Here is an 18540-nt window from a genome sequence, read left to right on the forward strand (position 1 = left end):
AGGGGGGTGCGCGGTGGTCATGGCGCCGGCCGGGGAGCTGCCGGGCCGAGGGCCGCCGCGACCTCCGGCTCGTCCAGCCCGGCCCAGCGCAGCACGGCGACGCTGTGCTCGCCCACCTCCGGCACCGGCCCCATGGCAGCCGGCCGGTCGGGGCCGGTCAGGGGAGGTTCGAGCGCCCGCAGCGGGCCGGCCGGGGAGGCGACCTCGCGCAGGCGGTGCCGTGCAGTGAGGACCGGGTGGTCGCCGAGGGCGGTCACGTCCGCGATGCGCGCGTGGGCCACGGAGGCGCGGTCCAGGAGGTCCTCCACGGTCCCGGCGGGCAGCCGGCCGAGGCGCTGATCGATCCGCTCCTGCAGCTCGGTCCGGTGCTGCACGCGCCGGCTGTTCGTCGCGAACCGGGGGTCGGTGGCCAGCGCCGGGTCCTCGAGCACGACGGCGCAGAACCGGGCCCACTCACGGTCGTTCTGGACGGCGAGGACGACCTGCTCCCCGTCGCCGGTGCGGACCGGGCCGTAGGGGGCGATCGCGGCGTGCGCGGCACCGTTGCGCACCGGCGCCTGCCCGCCGTAGGCGCCGTAGTAGAAGGGGAAGCCCATCCACTCGGCCAGGGAGTCGAAGAGGGACACCCGCACGGCCCGGCCGGTGCCGGTCCGTTCGCGCTCGTAGAGCGCCGCGAGGATGCCGCTGAAGGCGTACGTTCCCGCCGCGATGTCGGCCACGGGGATCCCCGCCTTGGCCGGGTGCTGCGGCGTCCCGGTGACCGACAGGAGCCCGGCCTCCGCCTGCACCAGCAGGTCGTAGGCCTTGCGGTCGGCGTGCGGGCCCTCCGCCCCAAATCCCGAGACGTCGCAGGTGACCAGGCGCGGCCGAGTGGCCCGGACCGTCTCCGAGCCGAGCCCCAGGCGCTCCGCCGCCCCGGGGGCGAGGTTCTGCACGAACACGTCGGCGCGATCGAGCAGCCGCTCCACGGCGGACCGGGACCCGGGCCGCTTGAGGTCGAGCGCCACCGATTCCTTCGAGCGGTTCAGCCACACGAAGTGGCTGGACAGGCCGTGGACGGTCGTGTCGTAGTCCCGGGCGAAGTCCCCGCGCCCGGGTCGCTCGATCTTGATCACTCGCGCGCCGAGGTCCGCCAGGTGGCGGGTGGCCAGCGGGGCGGCGACGGCCTGCTCGATGGTCACGACGACCAGCCCGGTCAGGGGCAGGGTGACCCGCGGTCCGGCCATGGTCGCGCACCATACAATATAAAAGATTGCTCCGTGGGATAGTGGGGCCTCCCGGTGCGCGACCCCGGGCCCGCCTGCTGGGGGAGGACCGACGTGGAGCCAGGTGCGCCCGACCCGTCGGGGCAGGACGGTCTGCCCTCGGCGTCGGACTTCCGCAAGCGCACGCGCGCCCACCTCAGTGACGAGGTGGCGTCCTACATCCGCGACCTGATCATGTCCGGGCAGGTGCGCGAGGGCGAGTTCCTCCGGCTGGAGCGGATCGCCGACGAGCTCGGGGTCAGCGCCACGCCGGTGCGCGAGGCGCTGCTGTCGCTGCGCGGCGAGGGGTTCGTCAGCCTCGAGGCCCGGCGCGGTTTCGTCGTCGCCCCGCTGAGCCGGCAGGACGTGGCCGACCTCTTCCAGGTGCAAGCCGACGTCGCCGCGGAGCTGGCCGGCCGGGCCGCCGAGCGCCTGGCGCCGCAGGTCGTCGACCGGCTCACCGCGCTGCAGGAGCAGCTGGAGGAGGCCGCCCGGCGGGGCGCGACGGAGGAGATGGAGGAACTCAACTTCCAGTTCCACCGGGCGATCTACCGCGGGGCGGCCTCGCCGAAGCTGACGTGGGTCCTGGGCAGCCTGGCCCGGTACGCCCCACGTCGCTTCTATGCCGGCATCCAGGGGTGGCAGGGGGCGTCCGTCGCCGAGCACGGCGCGATCATCGACGCGCTGCGCCGGCGCGACCCGGAGCAAGCCCGCCGTGCCATGCGCAGCCACGTGAACCACGCCGGCCGGCTGCTGGTCGCCCACCTCGAGAGCCGGGGCTTCTGGGGCGACGACCCGGCCTGAGCTCCGCCGGCGCCGGGTGGCGGGGAGCTGCCCTGCCCGCCGGGGCGGACCCGGCCGCGCCTGATCCCGACCGCGGCCGCGGGGGCCGGAGGGATCCGCTCGAGCGTGGCGGAGATCACCCTCTTGTCACTGGCATGCCAGCATTCTACTGTGCCCTCCACGAGCGGGGCTCCGGTCCGGGACCGGTCCCTCGACCGGCTCGACGTCCGGGCCCCGACCACGCACAGCGACCTGTTCGACGAGCTCGCCCGGGGCTCCCGCGCGGCTGAGACCTGCCTGTCCGCACCCGATCCGAGAAGAGGCGCACGTGGATTTCATCGTCGGCAATCTCGCGCACATCGAAGGGCTCGACCAGGTCAAGCTGGCCGAGGACGTGGGAATCACCCACTACGGCGCGGGGCAGGGGCCGCTGCACTCCAGTGACCCCTTCCAGTTCCTGGCGCTGGCCGCGCGGGAGACCTCCACGATCAAGCTCGGCCCGTACGTGCTGGACCCGCTCACCCGGATCCCGCCCTCGGTCGCCAACTCGCTGGCGACGCTGAACCTGGTCTCCGAGGGGCGGGCCTTCCTCGGCCTCGGGACGGCGAACTCGGCGCTGCACGCCATGGGCCGCAAGAGCGCCAAGCCGGAGGAGCTCGCCGAGGCGGTGCAGGTGATCTCCGCGCTGGTGCGCGGCGGCCGGGCCGACCACACGTGGCGCGGCGAGACCAAGGCGGCGCAACTGCTGGGCGCCCCGGACGCCGGCTTCTTCCGCACCGATCCCGACTTCCCGGTCTACATCGCCGCCGGCGGGCCCAAGGGCGTCGCCAACGCCGCCCGGTACGCCGACGCGATCCTCTACTGCGTCGGACCCAACCCGAACTTCATCAAGATCGTCCGGCGCGAGCTGGAGCGGGAGGTCGCCGCGGCGGGGCGCCCGCCGGGCAGCGTGAAGCTGATCGGGCTCACCTTCTTCTACCAGCTGCGCAACGGCGAGACCTGGGAGGACGCCCTCACCAAGGGCTTCGGCACCACGGCGCCGATGGGCTCGACGATCAGCGACATGGGCTACCTCAAGAAGTTCCGCGAGGAGATCGGCGCGGACATCGTCGACAAGTCGATCGCCATGGTCCAGAACACGATCATGGGCGCCCCCGAGGAGATGGGCGCCGCCAGCCACCTGGACCAGTGGGACACCTACGCCAAGGGCTTCGACGAGCGGCACATGCCCTACATGTCCCAGGACATCCTCGACTTCTGGACCCTGTACGGGTCGCCGGACGACCTCCTCGAGAAGGCCCAACTCATGATGGAGAGCGGGCTCGACGCGCTCAGCGTGTTCCTCTACAACCCGTTCACCGCCCGCCGGGACATCGCCGACATCGGGTCATCGATCCTCGCCCGGATCTGACGGGCGCCGTGGACGCACACCCCGACCGGCTCGCCGGCACCGACCTGCGGCCCACGCCCAGCGCGATGCGCCGGGTGCTGCGCCGGGCCCGCGACTCGGTCGCCCTGGACCGCACCGAAGCCGAGCTGCTGCTCACCGCACGGGGGGAGGCGCTGGCCGAGCTGTCGGCCAGCGCCGCCCGGGTGCGCGACGCCGGCCTGCTCGCCGCGGGCCGGCCGGGCGTCATCACCTACTCCCGGAAGGTGTTCGTCCCGCTGACCCGGCTGTGCCGGGACCGCTGCCACTACTGCACCTTCGCCACCGTCCCGCACCGGGTGCCGGCACCTTTCCTCGAACGCGACGAGGTGCTGGAGATCGCCCGCGCGGGGGCGGCGGCCGGCTGCAAGGAGGCGCTGTTCACCCTCGGGGACCGGCCCGAGGACCGGTGGGACGTCGCGCGGACGTGGCTGGAGGAGCGGGGGTACGCCAGCACCCTGGAGTACCTGCGGGCCTGCGCCATCGCGGTGCTGGAGGAGACCGGCCTGCTGCCGCACCTCAACCCCGGCGTCCTCTCCTGGGAGGAGCTGTCCCGGCTCAAGCCGGTGGCGCCCTCGATGGGGATGATGCTGGAGACGACCGCCGAGCGGCTGTGGTCCGAGCCGGGCGGCCCGCACTTCGGCTCGCCGGACAAGAACCCGGCCGTGCGCACGCAGGTCCTGCACGATGCCGGTCGTACCGCCGTCCCGTTCACGACCGGCATCCTCGTCGGGATCGGCGAGACCCTGGCCGAGCGGGTCGACGCCCTGTTCACGCTGCGCGAGATCGCCCGCGCCTACCGCGGGGTGCAGGAGGTGATCGTCCAGAACTTCCGGGCCAAGCCGGACACCGCGATGCGCGCGCACCCCGACGCCGACCTCGAGGACCTGGCCGCCACCATCGCCGTCGCCCGGTTGCTGCTGGGGCCCGACGTGCGCATCCAGGCCCCGCCCAACCTGATCGGCGAGGAGTACCGGACGGTGCTCGACGCGGGGATCGACGACTGGGGCGGGGTGTCGCCGCTGACCCCGGACCACGTGAACCCCGAGCGCCCGTGGCCCCACCTGGAGGAGTTGGCGGCGCGGACCGCCGAGGCGGGGTTCACCCTGCGGGAGCGGCTCACGGTGTACCCGCCCTACCAGCGCGAGCCCTGGCTGGACCCGCGGGTGGCCGCGCACGTCGCCGCGCTCGCCGGGCCGGACGGGCTCGCCCGCCAGGACGCCGTGCCGGTCGGTCTGCCCTGGCAGGAGCCCGAGTTCGGCGCCACGGGCACTGGCCGGGTCGACCTGCACGCCGAGGTCGACACCTCCGGTCGCACCGACGACCGGCGCGGCGACTTCGACACCGTCTACGGCGACTGGGACACCGTCCGCGGTCACGCGGCCCGCACCGGGGCGGCCGCGGCGCCGCTGCCGGCCGACGTCCGGGCCGCGCTGCGGCACGCCGAGACCGACCCGGCCGGGCTGTCGGACGCGGAGTACCTGGCGCTGCTGACCGCCGACGGGGCCGCGCTGGAGGCCCTGGCCGCGCTGGCCGACGCCGTCCGCCGGGACGTCACCGGCGACGACGTCACCTACGTGGTGAACCGGAACATCAACTTCACCAACGTCTGCTACACCGGCTGCCGGTTCTGCGCCTTCGCCCAGCGGCGCACCGACGCCGACGCCTACACCCTCTCGATGCAGCAGGTCGGCGACCGGGTGGACGAGGCCTGGGCGGCCGGGGCGACGGAGATCTGCATGCAGGGCGGCATCCACCCCGACCTGCCCGGCACCGCCTACCTCGACCTGGCCCGCGAGGTGAAGAAGCGGCAGCCGGGCATCCACCTGCACGCGTTCTCCCCGATGGAGATCGTCAACGGCGCCACCCGCACCGGGCTGTCGGTCGCCGACTTCCTCGTCGCGGCGAAGGAGGCCGGGCTGGACACGATCCCGGGCACCGCCGCGGAGATCCTCGACGACGACGTCCGCTGGGTGCTCACCAAGGGCAAGCTCTCGGCGGCGACCTGGCTGGCGGTGGTCGGCACCGCTCACCGGCTGGGCATCCGCTCCTCGGCCACGATGATGTACGGCCACGTCGACACCCCCGCCCACTGGGTCGCGCACCTGCGCACGCTCGCCGCGCTGCAGGACGACACCGGCGGCTTCACCGAGTTCGTGCCCCTGCCGTTCGTGCACGGCAACGCCCCGCTGTACCTCGCCGGCATCGCCCGGCCCGGCCCGACCGAGGCGCAGAACCGGGCGGTGCACGCCGTCGCCCGGCTGCTGCTGCACGGCCGGATCGACAACATCCAGTGCTCCTGGGTCAAGCTCGGCGACGGCGGGGTGCAGCGCCTGCTCACCGGGGGCGCCAACGACCTCGGCGGCACGCTGATGGAGGAGACCATCAGCCGGATGGCGGGCTCGGCGCACGGCTCCGAGCGGACCGTCCCGGAGCTGGAGGCCATCGCCGCGGGGATCGGCCGCCCGACCCGGCAGCGCACCACCACGTACGGCCCCGTGCCGGCCGAACGCCTGTCCGCCCAGCGGCGCCTGCCCAGGGTGCTGCCCCTCGTCCCCGTGGAGAGCAACTCGTGACCGCCCGCCGCCCGCCGTCCGCCGACCTCCCCGGCGCGCCGGTCATCAACGCCGCCGCCGCCCGCCTGCAACAGGCCGCCGACTCCGGTGTCCCCTGCGCGCCGGTGCGCGACCTGCTCCCGATGAGCCTGGAGGCCGGTTATGCGGTGCAGCAGGTCCTCACCGCCCGTGGGCTGGCCGCCGGGCGGCGGATCATCGGCCGCAAGATCGGGTTGACCAACCCGAAGGTGCAGGCGCAGCTGGGCGTCGACACCCCGGACCTCGGCGTGCTCTTCGACGACATGGCCGTTCCCCACGGCAGCACCGTGGACGTCGCCCGGCTGCTGCAGCCGCGGATCGAGGCCGAGGTGGCGTTGGTCCTGGGCGCCGACCTCGACGGCGAGGACCTGGCCCCCGAACGTGTCCGCGCGTCGGTGGACCGGGTGGTGGCCTCGCTGGAGATCGTGGACAGCCGCATCGCCGGATGGGACATCAGCCTGGTGGACACCGTGGCCGACAACGCCTCCAGCGGCCGGTTCGTGCTCGGGGGCGACCCGGTGCCGCTGGAGGACCTGGACCTGCGTGCAGTGCAGATGTCGATGCTGGAAGACGGCCGGGAGGTCTCCTCCGGGACCGGCGCTGACTGCCTGGGCGATCCGCTGGCCGCGCTGGCCTGGCTGGCGGCCGCCGCGCGGGACCTGGGTGCGCCGCTGCGCGCGGGGGACGTCGTGCTCTCCGGTGCCCTCGGCCCGATGGTGCCGGTCCGGCCCGGCGCGACCTACTCAGCCGAGGTGTCCGGACTCGGGCCGGTCACCGTCACGTTCACCGATAGGGGGACACCGTGACCACGAAGGTCGCCATCGTCGGCTCGGGCAACATCGGCACCGACCTGATGATCAAGATCCAGCGCTTGTCCGAGGAGCTCGAGGTCGCCGCGCTGGTCGGTATCGACCCGGACTCCGACGGCCTGGCCCGCGCCCGGCGCGCCGGCGTCCGGACGACGGCTGACGGCGTGCAGGGGCTCATCGCGATGCCCGGCTTCGAGGAGATCGGGATCGTCCTGGACGCCACGTCGGCCCGGGCGCACGTGGCCAACGCCGAGGCGCTGGCCCCCTACGGGAAGCGGCTGATCGACCTCACGCCCGCCGCCATCGGCCCCTACGTCGTGCCGACGGTCAACCTCGACCAGCACCTGGCCGAGGGGAACGTGAACATGGTGACCTGCGGGGGGCAGGCCACGATCCCGGTCGTGGCCGCCGTGGCCGCCGTGGCGCCGGTGCACTGGGCGGAGATCGTCGCCTCGATCTCCTCGCGCTCGGCCGGGCCGGGGACCCGGGCCAACATCGACGAGTTCACCGAGACCACCGCGCGCGCGATCGAGGTCGTCGGCGGGGCGGCCCGCGGCAAGGCGATCATCGTGCTCAACCCGGCCGATCCGCCGCTGATCATGCGGGACACGGTGCTGTGCGTCGTCGACGACTGCGACCGCGACGCGGTCACCGCCTCGGTGGAGGAGATGGTCGCCCGGGTCCAGGCCTACGTCCCCGGCTACCGGCTCAAGCAGGCCGTGCAGTTCACCCCGCTGCCGGCGTCGGAGTCGCTGCGCACCCTGCTGGGGGACGACGCCCCCGCGGTCGACCGCCTGCAGGTGTCGGTGTTCCTCGAGGTCGAGGGCGCCGCGCACTACCTGCCCGCCTACGCCGGCAACCTCGACATCATGACCTCGGCTGCTCTGCAGGTGGCCGAGCGGATCGCCGCCGGCACGTCCCAGCTCCTGGAGACCCGCTCATGACCAGCATCTACGTCCAGGACGTCACCCTGCGGGACGGCATGCACGCCGTCCGGCACCGCGTGGGCGTCGACCGGGTCCGGGCCATCGCCGCGGCGCTGGACGCCGCCGGCGTCGACGCGATCGAGGTGGCCCACGGCGACGGGCTGGCCGGCGCGAGCCTGACCTACGGGCCCGGCAGCCACACCGACGACGAGTGGATCTCCGCCGCCGCCGAGGTGGTGAAGAACGCGCGGCTGACCACCCTGCTGCTGCCGGGCATCGGCACCATCGGGAACCTCGAGCGCGCCCACGCTCTCGGCGTGACCTCGGTGCGGGTGGCCACCCACTCCACCGAGGGGGACGTCGCCGCGCAGCACATCGGCAAGGCCCGCGAGTTGGGCATGGACGTCTCCGGCTTCCTGATGATGAGCCACATGACGCCGGCGGCCGAGCTGGCCCGGCAGGCCAAGCTGATGGAGTCCTACGGAGCGCACTGCGTCTACGTCACCGACTCCGGCGGCCGGCTGACGATGGACGGCGTCCGCGAGCGGGTGCGCGCCTACCGCGACGTCCTGGACGAGGGCACGCAGATCGGCGTGCACGCCCACCAGAACCTCTCCCTGGCGGTGGCCAACTCCGTGGTCGCGGTGGAGGAGGGCGTGTACCGGGTCGACGCCTCGCTGGCCGGCCTGGGCGCCGGTGCCGGGAACTGCCCGATCGAGCCGCTTATCGCCGTCGCCTCGATCCAGGGCTGGGACCACCGCTGCGACCTGTTCGCCCTGCAGGACGCCGCCGACGACCTGGTCCGCCCCCTGCAGGACCGGCCGGTGCAGGTGGACCGGGAGACGTTGACGCTGGGCTACGCCGGGGTGTACTCCAGCTTCCTGCGCCACGCGGAGAAGGCCGCGGCGCAGTACGGCCTGGACACCCGCGACGTCCTCGTCGAGATCGGCCGCCGGCGGCTGGTCGGCGGCCAGGAGGACATGATCGTCGACGTCGCCCTCGATCTCGTCGCCGCCCGCCCGACCGGCGCGGAGCCCTCTGCAGGCGCGGCCGCCGCTCCGCGGTGATCCTGCCCGGCTGGACGGTGCTCGTGCCGGTCAAGGCGCTGGACCGGGCGAAGTCCCGCCTGCGGGCGTCCACCGGCCGGGACACGTCGGCGCTGGCGCTGGCCTTCGCCCTGGACACGGTCGAGGCGGCCGGCCGGGCCGGCGGCGTCGGCGGCGTGCACGTGATCACGGCGGACCCGCTCGTCGCGGCGGAGGCGGTGGGGATGGGCGCCGCCGTCCTCCCGGATCTCGGCGGCGGAGTCCTCAACCTCGCGGTCGGCCGGGCCGCGGAGCTGCTTGCCGGGCCGGACGCCGGGGTCGGGCTCGGGCTCGCGGTGCTCCCCGCAGACCTGCCCGGGCTGGACCCGGCCGACCTCGAACTCGCCCTGTCGGCGGCGACGGCCCATCCCCGGGCCTTCCTCGCCGATGCCGGGGGAGTCGGGACCACGCTGCTCACCGCTCGTGCGGGGCACCGACTCGAGCCCCGATACGGCCCCGGTTCCGCCGCTGCCCACCAGGCGGGGGGAGCGCACCCGCTCGGTGTCCCGGCGCCTACGGTGCGCGCCGACGTCGATCGATCGGCCGATCTGCGCGCCCTGCGCCACCGCCCCTGTGGCCGGCGGACCCGGGAGTGGCTCGACGGTCACCCGGACCGGCCCTCGACCGGTGCGGCCCTCGTGTACGGGGCCTGACGCCGGTCGGCCCGCGCGTTCGTCCGGGCCCGTGCCGGCCGCGGCGTCACAGCGGGAGTGCATCGCGACCGGCACGGGGGCGTTCCGGGTGACCGGTCAGGCGCCCACCATCGACCGCCACGGCCGGACGGCGAGGCGGTCGGTGCCGGCCCGGGCGGTCAGCCCGGCGGCCGCGGCCGCGGACCGGGCCCGCACGTCGGCCTCGTCCGCCGTGGTCAGGGCGCCGCCGGAGACCACCAGCCGCCCGTCGACGTAGACCCGGTCGACCTCGTCCCCGCGCTGGCTGTAGACCAGCGAGGACACCGCGGCGTGCACCGGCGTCGCGCACAGGTTGGACAGGTCCAGCACGACCACGTCGGCCCGCTTGCCGGCCTCCAGCGAGCCGATCGAGTCGGCCATCCCCAGGGCGCGGGCGCCGTCGATGGTGGCCATCTCCAGCGCCTTCTCCGCCGTCATGATCTCCGGGTCGCGGTGCACCCCCTTGTGGATCAGCGCCGCGAACTTCATGGCCTGCAGCATCGAGTGGTTCGACGAGGAGGCCGGGCCGTCCGAGGCGAGCCCCACCGTGATGCCGCGCCGCTGCATCGCCGGCACCGGCGCGAACCCCGAGCCGAGGTAGAGGTTGGAGCACGGGTTGTGCGAGACCTTCGTGTCCGACTCCTGGATCAGGTCCAGGTCCCGGACGTCGACCTGCACGCAGTGCGCCGCCAGCAGGTCGGGGCCCAGCAGCCCGGTGTGCGCGGCGAACGGCACGTCGCGCATCCCGTACCGGCGGATCGACTCCTCGACGTCGAACGGCGACTCGGCCAGGTGCATGGTGACCAGCGCCCCGGTGGCGTCGGCCAGGGCGCGGGTCTCCCGCAGCGTCGGCTCGTCCACCGTCCAGCTCATGCACGGCGCCAGCCCCACGGTCACCCGCGACCCGGGCCGGTTCCACTCGTCGATCAGCCGCGCGGCGTCGGCGAGCGCGGCGTCCAGCGGCTGCACCAGCTCCGGCGGGGCGCCGACGTCGGCCCCGGACGTCATGTAGCCCCGGGCCATCACCCCGCGGATGCCGACGTCGCTCATGGCCGCGGCCACCGCGTCCCCGAGCCCCGCCCGCGGGTGCACGTACATGAAGTCCAGCAGCGTGGTGGTGCCGGTGGTCAGCGCCTCCGCGCAGCCGTGCAGCGCGCCGGCATAGCAGTCCTCGGGGGTGAGCTGCACCGCCGAGGGACCGGTCATCGTCAGGAACCAGTCCGACAGCACCCGGTCATCGCCCAGCCCCTTGAGCAGGGTCTGGAACAGGTGGGTGTGGGTGTTGACGAAGCCGGGCAGCACCACCTTCCCGGCGCAGTCGACGACGTCGGCGTCCGGATGGGCGGCGAGCACCTCGGCGGAGGGCCCGACGGCGAGGATCGTGCCCTCGGCGGAGAACGCCACCGCCCCGTCGGTCAGCACCCGCCGGGCGTCGTCCATCGTGACGACGGTCGCGCCGAAGAGGACGGTGACCGGGCCCCCCGCGCAGGTCATGCCGACGCCCCCGCCGACCGGAGCAGCTGCCACACCGCGGCCGGCTTGAGCGGGGTGCGGGTGACCGTGACGCCCAGGTGCTCGATCGCATCGGCGACGGCGTTGGCCACCGCCGAGTGGGCGCCGATCGCGCCGCCCTCGCCCATGCCCTTGACGCCCAGCGGGTTGAGCGGGGACTTCGACTCCAGGTGGCCGATCTCGACGTCGGGCACGTCCAGCGAACCGGGGATCAGGTAGTCCATGAACGACGTCGACTGCGGCTGGCCGTCCTCGCCGTAGACCAGCTCCTCCATCAGCGCCCCGCCCAGGCCCTGGGCCACCCCGCCGACGATCTGCCCCTCGGCGTTGCGCGGGTTGACGATCGTCCCGGCGTCGTTGACCACCACGTACCGGCCGACGGTCGTGTAGCCGGTGTGCGGGTCGACCTCCACCTCGGCGATGTGGATGCCGTAGGAGTAGGGCGCGGCCAGGTTCTCGAAGTACTGCACCGACTCCAGGTCCGGCTCCATGCCGGCCGGGCGGCTGCCGCCGGGGCTGGCGGCCGCGGCGACCTGCGCCCAGCTCACCGACGACGCCGGGACGCCCTTGACCGAGAAGGCGCCGTCCTCGAGCACCAGGTCGGCCGGGTCGGCCTCGAGCAGGTGCGCGGCCAGTTCCTCGGCCTTGTCCCGCACCTTGCGGGCGGCCAGCACCAGGGCCGTTCCCGCCATGACCGCGTTGCGGCTGGCGTAGGTGCCCATCCCGAAGGGCAGCCGGCCGGTGTCGCCGAACACGAGCTTGATCGAGTCGTACGGCACCTGCAGCTCGTCGGCGGCGATCTGGGCCAGCATCGTGGCGGTGCCCTGACCCATCGGGGCGGCGCCGGAGACGACCGTGACCTCGCCGGTGGGGTCCACCCGCACGCTGCCGCCCTCGAACGGGCCGGGTCCGGTGATCTGGTGGTAGACGCAGATCCCCAGGCCGACGAGCCGGCCCTCGTCCCGGGCCGCCCGCTGGCGGGCCGGGAAACCGGCGTAGTCGATCATCTCCAGGGCCTTGTCCAGCCCGGCCGGGAAGTCGCCGCTGTCGAGCACCACCGCCGCCTCCGCCGACGCCAGCCCGGTGTCGAAGGGCAGCTCCTCGGGGGTGAGCAGGTTCCTGCGGCGCAGCTCGGCGCGGTCGATGCCCAGCTCGCGGGCGACGATGTCGAGCAGCCGCTCCCGGGCGAACGTCGATTCGGGCGCGCCCGCGCCGCGGTAGGGCGAGGCCGGGGCCTTGTTGGTGGAGGCGCAGACCGCCTCGACCCGGTAGTTCGGCACCCGGTAGACCCCGCCGAGGCTGGTGGCGGAGAGCGAGGCGTTGATCACGCCGAGCGGCCGCTGGTAGGCGCCGCAGTCGGTGATGTGCCGGGCCCGCAGGCCGAGGATCGTGCCGTCGTCGCGCAGCGCGATCTCCACCTCGTGGATCTGCTCGCGGGAGTGGGCGATGGACAGGAAGTGCTCGTTGCGGTCCTCGATCCACTTGACCGGCTTGCCGGTGCGGACCGCGGCGAAGGGCACGAGGAAGTCCTCGGAGTTGAAGTCGGCCTTGACCCCGAACCCGCCGCCGATGTCGGGGGTGATCACCCGGATCGCGCGGGCCGGCATGGCGAGCATCCCGGCGAGGATCGTGCGCACCGTGTGCGGCCACTGGGTGGAGTTCCAGACGGTGAGCTCCCCGGTGACGGCGTCCCGCGAGGCGACGACGCCGCGGGTCTCCATCGGGATGCCGGTGTAGCGCTGCATGTCCAGCCGCTCGCGGATCACCCGGTCGGCGGCGGCGAAGGCCGCGTCGACGTCGCCGGTCTGGTAGACCTGCCGCGCCGCGACGTTGTCCGGCGCGTTGGCGTGCAGCACGGGCGCGCCGGGCTGGATGGCCGCGTAGGCGTCGACCACCGCCTCGAGCGGCTCGTACTCGACCTCGATCAGCTCGAGCGCGTCCTCGGCGACGTGCCGGCTCTCGGCCACCACGACGGCCACCGGCTCCCCGACGAACCGGACGGTGTCGGTGGCCAGCGGGTACTGCGGGGCCGGGTGGAAGGTGTCCATCGCGAACAGCGCCGGGATCGCCGGCGGCTGCGCGCCCAGGTCGGCGGCGGAGAAGGCGTCGTCGACGCCGGGCAGCGCGCGGGCGGCGCCGACGTCGACCGACAGCACCCGGGCGTGCGCGTGCGGGCTGCGCAGCACCGCCATGTGCCGCAGCCCCGGCACCTGGATGTCGTCGACGTAGGCGGCCTCGCCGCGCAGCAGCCGGGGGTCCTCGAGGCGCTTGACGTTCGCGCCGATGGTCTGCACGCCCATGTCAGCGCTCCCAGGTCTCGTCGGCGGCCTGGACCGAGCGGACGATGCCCTGGTAGCCGGTGCACCGGCAGAGGTTGCCGGACACCGCCTCCCGGATCTCGGCCTCGTCGGCGCCGCGGTTGTCCCGCAGGAAGTCGTAGGTGGTGAGCAGGATGCCCGGCGTGCAGAAGCCGCACTGCAGGCCGTGGTGGTCCCAGAACGCCTGCTGGATCGGGTGCAGCCGGTCGCCCTCGGCCAGCCCCTCGACCGTCGTGAACTCCGCGCCGTCGGCCTGGACGGCGAACATCAGGCAGGCCCGGATCGGCTCGCCGTCCATCAGGACCGTGCAGGCCCCGCACACGCCGTGCTCGCAGCCCACGTGCGTGCCGGTCAGGCCGAGGTCCTCGCGGAGGAACTCCACCAGCGAGCGTCGGACCGAGACGGTGCGCTCGTGCACGGTCCCGTTGACCGTGACCCGGATCGACTTCTCCGCGGCCGGGGTCGCCACTGCCGGGCGGTCCTCCACATGCATCGTCTGCTCGCTTCCCCGGCCGGTCGTGCCCGGCGCGCTGGTCGGTTCGGTGGGTGCGGTGGTGGGCGGCACGGTCATGCCGCCGCGGCGGAGGACCGCCCGGTCGCCTCGGTGAGGGCCCGCTCCAGCAGGTGGGCGGCCAGGGCGCGGCGGTACTCCGCGGGGCCGTGCACGTCCGGCGGCGGATCGAGGGTGGCCGCGTAGTCGGCGGCGAGTTCGGCGAAGGTGCCCGCCGCCGGCGCCTGGCCGACCAGACCGTCCTCGAGCTCGCGGGCGTGCACGGTGCCGCCGGCCACCCCGGCCAGCGCGATGCCGGCGCGGGTGATCCGGCCGTCGGCGACGGTGATCGCGGCGGCGACCGCGACCTGGGCGAAGTCCCCGCGGCGGCGGCTGACCTCCAGGAAGGAGGTGCCGGTGCCGGCCGGCCAGGCGGGCACGCGGATCGCGACGAGCAACTCCTCGGGGGCCAGGCAGGTGGTGAAGAAGCCCTCGAAGAACTCATCGGGGCCCACCTCGCGCTGGCCGTCGGCGCTGCGCAGGCAGAGGGTGGCGCCCAGGGCGGTGACGGCGGCGGGCAGCTCCGCCGCGGGGTCGGCATGCGCCAGGCTGCCGCCGAGCGTGCCGCGGGCGCGGATCTGCTGGTGTCCGACGTAGCCGACGGCCTCGGGGAGCAGGCCCCACGCCGAGGGCCGGGGCAGCTGCCCGGGTAGCCGCGTCTCGAGCGCCCGCTGGCGGACCGCCGCGCCCAGGGTCAGCGAGTCGGCGGCGACCTCGATGCCGTCGAGACCGGCCACGTGGTTGATGTCCACGAGGACGGCGGGCCGGGCCAGCCGGAAGTTGAGCATCGGTACCAGGCTCTGGCCGCCGGCCAGGACCTTGGCCTCGTCGCCGTGCTCGGCCAGCACGTCGAGGGTCTCCTCGATCGTGGTGGGGGCGAGGTAGTCGAACGGAGCAGGTTTCACCAAGTCCCTCTTTCTCCGGTTCGGGGTGCGGACGCACCGCTCACCCGTTCGTGGGAGGCCATCCTGGCGAACCGGTCCGGCGTGACTCCATGGACGTTCTGTGGCGTCTTGGTCCCCAGCGCTGGACGTTCTGTCCCACCCCTGCTGGACTCCATGCGTGGTCGTGACCCTGGGTGAGGTTCTCCGGCTCGACGCCGTGCAGCGAGCCGCCCCGGAACTCGTCGTGGGCGCCGAGCTGCTCGACCGTCCGGTCCGGTGGGTGCACACCAGCGAGCTGGCCGAGGCGGCCTACCTGCTCAAGGGCGGTGAGCTGCTGCTGACCACCGGCCTGGGGATCACCGGCCGCGGCGCGGTGGGGGAGGCCGCCTACGTCGCCGCGCTGGCGCAACGGGGCGTGGCGGCGCTGGCCCTGGAGCTGGGCTGGACCTTCCCCGAGGCGCCGGCCGCCCTGATCGCCGCCTGCCGCGAGCACCGGCTGCCGCTGCTGGTGCTGCGCGAGGTGGTGCCGTTCGTCGAGATGACCGAGCAGATCCAGACCGCGCTGCTCGACCGTGCCGCCGAGGGCGCCCGCCGGGAGCGCGACGTCCGGCAGGCGCTCACCGACGCGCTCCTCGACGGCGCCGGCCCCCAGGACCTGACGGCCGTGATGGCCGAGCTGGCCCGGGCGCCGGTGGTGGTCACCACGGCCGACGGCGCGCTCGTCGCCGCGGCCGGCCTGCCCCCCGGGGCTTCCCGTCGGCGTGGCCGCCCCGTCGCCCGCCGGGACGTCGTCCTGCTCGAACGGCACTGGGGGCAGGTCGCCGTCCTGCCGCCGGGCCGGGCCGACGACCCCGCGCTGCCCGCGCTGGTCTCCTACGGGGCCGAGGCGCTCGGCCTGGCCCTGCTGCGGTCGGCGGCCGGCGGCGACCTCGACGACCGCCGCCGGCAGCTGCTCGCCGACCTCACCGAGCGCCGCTGGCGGGCGGCGGGCGAGCTGGTCACGCGGGCGCGCGTGCTGGGCCTGTCGTTCCCCCCGGACGCCCGCTACGCGGCGCTGGTGGTCACCGACCTGGGCCGGGCCGACCTCGACGCCGTCGCCCGGGCGGCCGCGGGAGCCCTGGCCCCCGGGAGCGCCCTGGTCGCCGACCTGGGTGCGGACGTCGTCGCCGTCGTCCGCACCTCGGCGGTGCTGGCCGCCGCGCGGGCGGTGCTCGTCGCGGTGGATGCGCTCGGGGTGCCGTCCGCGCGGGTGGTCGCCGGTGCGGTCGTGGCGCGGCTGGAGGACGTCGACCGGTCCGTGGCCCGCGCGCGCAGCGCCCTGCGGCTGGCCGCCGCCGGTGAACGCGTGGTGGCGGCCGGGCAGATGACGGCGCGGTTGCTGCTCGACGGGGTCCGGCAGGAGCCGCTGGCCGAGCAGCTGGTGGGCGAGGAGCTCGGCCGGCTGATCGCCCACGACGCCGCACACGGCAGCGAGCTGGTGCGGACGCTGCGGGTCTACCTGGCCCACTCCTCGTCCAAGGTGCGGACGGCGGAGGCGCTGCGGTTGCGCCGGCAGACGCTCTACCTGCGGCTGCAGCGCATCGAGGAGCTCATCGGCGACGTGCACGCCCCGCAGCGGCACGCCGGGCTGGTCGTCGCGCTGGCCCTGGCCGACCTCCCGGGCGGCGGCACCCGGGGGGCGCGCGGCTGACCGGCACATAACGGATCGTTGACGTGTCGCCCCACCCATCCCGCGACGGGCAGGTCGGGGCCCGCGACCTGGCAGTGTTCCCCCGCCGAAGTCGCACGGACTTCGCCGCAGAACGAGGAGGCACTCCATGTCGTGCGCGCAGTGCGGGACCGTCGGCCAGCAGGGCCGGTTCTGCGTGGCCTGCGGGCAGGCCGTCGCGCCGTCTGCCCGGCCGGCCCCGCGCCGGTCGCCGCTCTCCGACGAGCTGACCCAGCCGGTGCTCCGGCTCGAGCGGCCGTCGAAGCCCGCCGTCCCGGCGCGGTAGCCGCGGTGTGTGCCGGATGCTCAGCGTCGAGGGTCCGGCACGCTTTCCTGTGGGGGCGGGGCCGACGGGGTGACGCGCTTCACAGCAAGCATTATGCTTGCTGAAGTTAGCAGGGAGGGGATCGCGGGCATTCCCTCTGACGTCAGGTCATCCCCGAGGTCTGGAGTTCCCCGTCATGACCGACACCATCCGCAGGACCGACGCCGGTCGCAAGGCCGACACCGCCACGATCGTCAACCAGCTGCGCGCCCTCCGCCTGCTCACGCAGACCGAGGAGCAGATCGCCCGCACCCGCATCCCGCAGGCACGCACCGAGGCCGTCCACCGGGAGCTCACCCAGAACGCCGACCACGCCGCCGAGCGGACCGCGGCCATCACCGAGCAGCTGCGCGCGCTCGGGGGTGTGCCGGACGTCGTCACCCCGGTGGTCGGGCGGCTCGGCGCCGTCGTCAAGGCCGCCGTCGAGCAGGTCGAGCCGCTGGAGGAGGCCCTGCTGCAGGACCTCTCCCTCGAGCACCAGCTGCTCGACCGCGCCACCTACCTCCGGGTGCTCGCCGAGCAGGCCGAGCTGCCGGCGGTCCGCCGGCTCGCCGAACGGCTGATCACCGCGCACGCGGCCACCGTGGAGTGGCTGACCGTGGTGCTGGCCGAGGAGGCCATGGGCGGCCCGGCGGCGCTGCGGCCGACGCCGTTCCAGCGCGTCGCCGGCACGGCGACCCGCGCGGCGGTGGCCCCGGTCCGCTTCATGGCCAACCGGGTCAACTCCGCGGTCGACAGCGTGCACCAGCGTCGTGAGGAGGCCGGTGAGCGGCTCGGCGACGCCGCCGGCAAGGCCACCGCGTTCACCGAGGCCGTCCGCGAGACCCTCACCGCCGGGCGCGACGCCGCGCTGCGCCGCGCCGAGCGGCTCACCCAGCGGGACGGCAACGAGGAGGCCGCCGCGGCGGCCAGGGCCACGCGGGAGGAGCTGGGCGACGTCTCCGCCGACGAGCTGCCGATCAAGGGCTACGACTCGCTCTCGACCCAGGACGCGATCAAGGCGATCAAGCAGCTGACCGTGCCGCGCGAGGTGCGCGTGATGATCCGGTACGAGGAGACCCGCAAGAACCGGGCGAGCGTCATCAGCGCGACGCAGACCCGGCTGGCCGCGCTGGCCAAGGAGGCCGTGGGCGTCGACAGCTGACACCCGGCCCCGCGCGACGAGGGTCCGCACCCCGCCCAGGGGTCGCGGGCCCTCGTCGCGGGTCCGGCGGGTGGAGATCTGGGTCGCTCCGGGTTTGCCCCGGACGGCGGAGGGGATGGGAGGCCTCATGAGCATCACACCCGACGCCCTCGAGCAGGAGTTCTCCCTGACGACGGCCGTCACCCGCCTGGACTTCCTGAGCCGGCGGGACAGCGAGGAGACCGCGTCGGATGCCGCGGGTGCCGCGGACGGGGACGAGGACGACTGGAGTCATCTGCAGGGCGGGTCGACGTCCCTGGACGTCGCCGAGTCCCTCGAGCTGCTCGCGCTCGGTGAGGTCGTCGCCCGCAGGGCACGCGACAGCCGGCTGGTCGGGTTCCGCGCTGCGCTGCGCGGCGGGGCCTCCTGGGAGCTGGTGGCCGCCGCGCTGGGCGTGACCCCGGCGGAGGCGTGGACCGCGTACCACCGGCTCATCGACGAGCAGGAGCAGGCCCGGGCGCTCGACGCGCAGTCCGCCGCTGCGGCGCGGGATCTCGCCGGCAGCAAGCCCGGAGGCTGAGT

16 protein-coding genes are annotated in these 18540 nt (G+C 74.5%); 11 read left to right on the forward strand and 5 right to left on the reverse strand.

Annotation, left to right across the window (positions count from 1 at the left end):
• Positions 1–17 precede the first annotated feature (17 nt).
• The gene (locus BMZ50_RS16465) at positions 18–1226 is read right to left on the reverse strand and encodes a CaiB/BaiF CoA transferase family protein (RefSeq protein ID WP_091326659.1); all 1209 of its coding nucleotides are present in this window, start codon (positions 1224–1226) and stop codon (positions 18–20) included.
• 93 nt (positions 1227–1319) lie between these two features.
• Between BMZ50_RS16465 and BMZ50_RS16470 the strand changes: the two genes are divergently transcribed.
• From BMZ50_RS16470 to cofC, 7 genes are all read left to right on the forward strand, one after another.
• Positions 1320–2048 (forward strand): GntR family transcriptional regulator, encoded by a 729-nt coding sequence (locus BMZ50_RS16470; protein ID WP_218146302.1) that lies wholly within the window; start codon positions 1320–1322, stop codon positions 2046–2048.
• Between the two features lie 307 nt (positions 2049–2355).
• Positions 2356–3438, forward strand: coding sequence for an LLM class flavin-dependent oxidoreductase (locus tag BMZ50_RS16475; RefSeq protein ID WP_091326662.1), 1083 nt, complete (start codon positions 2356–2358; stop codon positions 3436–3438).
• A gap of 8 nt (positions 3439–3446) precedes the next feature.
• Positions 3447–6029, forward strand: a complete 2583-nt coding sequence (locus BMZ50_RS16480; protein WP_245753680.1) for a bifunctional FO biosynthesis protein CofGH — start codon at positions 3447–3449, stop codon at positions 6027–6029.
• On the forward strand, positions 6026–6853 hold the full coding sequence (locus BMZ50_RS16485) for a 2-keto-4-pentenoate hydratase (protein WP_245753681.1): 828 nt from the start codon (positions 6026–6028) through the stop codon (positions 6851–6853). The genes BMZ50_RS16480 and BMZ50_RS16485 overlap by 4 nt, the downstream gene beginning before the upstream one ends.
• Positions 6850–7800 (forward strand): acetaldehyde dehydrogenase (acetylating), encoded by a 951-nt coding sequence (locus BMZ50_RS16490; RefSeq protein ID WP_091326664.1) that lies wholly within the window; start codon positions 6850–6852, stop codon positions 7798–7800. Before BMZ50_RS16485 ends, BMZ50_RS16490 begins: the two co-directional genes overlap by 4 nt.
• Positions 7797–8849 (forward strand): 4-hydroxy-2-oxovalerate aldolase, encoded by a 1053-nt coding sequence (dmpG, locus tag BMZ50_RS16495; RefSeq protein WP_091326667.1) that lies wholly within the window; start codon positions 7797–7799, stop codon positions 8847–8849. The genes BMZ50_RS16490 and dmpG overlap by 4 nt, the downstream gene beginning before the upstream one ends.
• Positions 8846–9520: a 2-phospho-L-lactate guanylyltransferase gene (gene cofC, locus BMZ50_RS16500; RefSeq protein WP_091326671.1), complete on the forward strand. Its 675-nt coding sequence runs from the start codon at positions 8846–8848 to the stop codon at positions 9518–9520. Before dmpG ends, cofC begins: the two co-directional genes overlap by 4 nt.
• A 96-nt stretch (positions 9521–9616) precedes the next feature.
• On the opposite strand, the gene BMZ50_RS16505 is transcribed toward cofC, so the two are convergent.
• Genes BMZ50_RS16505 through BMZ50_RS16520 form a run of 4 tightly spaced genes read right to left on the reverse strand, consistent with a single transcriptional unit; the run spans position 9617 to position 14823 of the window.
• Positions 9617–11032 (reverse strand): amidohydrolase family protein, encoded by a 1416-nt coding sequence (locus BMZ50_RS16505; RefSeq protein ID WP_091326764.1) that lies wholly within the window; start codon positions 11030–11032, stop codon positions 9617–9619.
• The gene (locus tag BMZ50_RS16510; protein WP_091326674.1) at positions 11029–13350 is read right to left on the reverse strand and encodes a xanthine dehydrogenase family protein molybdopterin-binding subunit; all 2322 of its coding nucleotides are present in this window, start codon (positions 13348–13350) and stop codon (positions 11029–11031) included. The genes BMZ50_RS16505 and BMZ50_RS16510 overlap by 4 nt, the downstream gene beginning before the upstream one ends.
• Position 13351: 1 nt before the next feature.
• Positions 13352–13939 carry a (2Fe-2S)-binding protein gene (locus tag BMZ50_RS16515; RefSeq protein ID WP_245753682.1) on the reverse strand — a complete coding sequence of 196 codons (588 nt, stop codon included), beginning with the start codon at positions 13937–13939 and terminating at the stop codon, positions 13352–13354.
• Positions 13936–14823 carry an FAD binding domain-containing protein gene (locus tag BMZ50_RS16520; protein WP_091326677.1) on the reverse strand — a complete coding sequence of 296 codons (888 nt, stop codon included), beginning with the start codon at positions 14821–14823 and terminating at the stop codon, positions 13936–13938. The genes BMZ50_RS16515 and BMZ50_RS16520 overlap by 4 nt, the downstream gene beginning before the upstream one ends.
• Before the next feature lie 157 nt (positions 14824–14980).
• Between BMZ50_RS16520 and BMZ50_RS16525 the strand changes: the two genes are divergently transcribed.
• From BMZ50_RS16525 to BMZ50_RS16535, 4 genes are all read left to right on the forward strand, one after another.
• Positions 14981–16492, forward strand: coding sequence for a PucR family transcriptional regulator (locus tag BMZ50_RS16525; protein WP_177212838.1), 1512 nt, complete (start codon positions 14981–14983; stop codon positions 16490–16492).
• A 127-nt stretch (positions 16493–16619) separates the two neighbouring features.
• Complete coding sequence (locus tag BMZ50_RS24315) at positions 16620–16796, forward strand: hypothetical protein (RefSeq protein WP_177212839.1); 177 nt, start codon at positions 16620–16622, stop codon at positions 16794–16796.
• Positions 16797–16971: 175 nt separating this feature from the next.
• The gene (locus BMZ50_RS16530) at positions 16972–17979 is read left to right on the forward strand and encodes a hypothetical protein (RefSeq protein ID WP_091326683.1); all 1008 of its coding nucleotides are present in this window, start codon (positions 16972–16974) and stop codon (positions 17977–17979) included.
• 127 nt (positions 17980–18106) lie between these two features.
• Positions 18107–18538, forward strand: a complete 432-nt coding sequence (locus BMZ50_RS16535; protein ID WP_091326689.1) for a hypothetical protein — start codon at positions 18107–18109, stop codon at positions 18536–18538.
• Positions 18539–18540: the final 2 nt, after the last annotated feature.

The sequence above is a fragment of the Geodermatophilus ruber genome, from assembly GCF_900114385.1.
Taxonomy (GTDB): domain Bacteria; phylum Actinomycetota; class Actinomycetes; order Mycobacteriales; family Geodermatophilaceae; genus Geodermatophilus; species Geodermatophilus ruber.

Bases quoted from the DNA above. Each gene is read 5' to 3' on its own strand.
- BMZ50_RS16465 (WP_091326659.1), bottom strand. From the start codon at position 1,226: ATGGCCGGACCGCGGGTCACCCTGCCCCTGACCGGGCTGGTCGTCGTG.
- dmpG (WP_091326667.1), top strand. From the start codon at position 7,797: ATGACCAGCATCTACGTCCAGGACGTCACCCTGCGGGACGGCATGCAC.
- BMZ50_RS16505 (WP_091326764.1), bottom strand. From the start codon at position 11,032: ATGACCTGCGCGGGGGGCCCGGTCACCGTCCTCTTCGGCGCGACCGTC.
- BMZ50_RS16510 (WP_091326674.1), bottom strand. From the start codon at position 13,350: ATGGGCGTGCAGACCATCGGCGCGAACGTCAAGCGCCTCGAGGACCCC.
- BMZ50_RS16515 (WP_245753682.1), bottom strand. From the start codon at position 13,939: ATGACCGTGCCGCCCACCACCGCACCCACCGAACCGACCAGCGCGCCG.
- BMZ50_RS24315 (WP_177212839.1), top strand. From the start codon at position 16,620: ATGTCGTGCGCGCAGTGCGGGACCGTCGGCCAGCAGGGCCGGTTCTGC.
- BMZ50_RS16530 (WP_091326683.1), top strand. From the start codon at position 16,972: ATGACCGACACCATCCGCAGGACCGACGCCGGTCGCAAGGCCGACACC.
- BMZ50_RS16535 (WP_091326689.1), top strand. From the start codon at position 18,107: ATGAGCATCACACCCGACGCCCTCGAGCAGGAGTTCTCCCTGACGACG.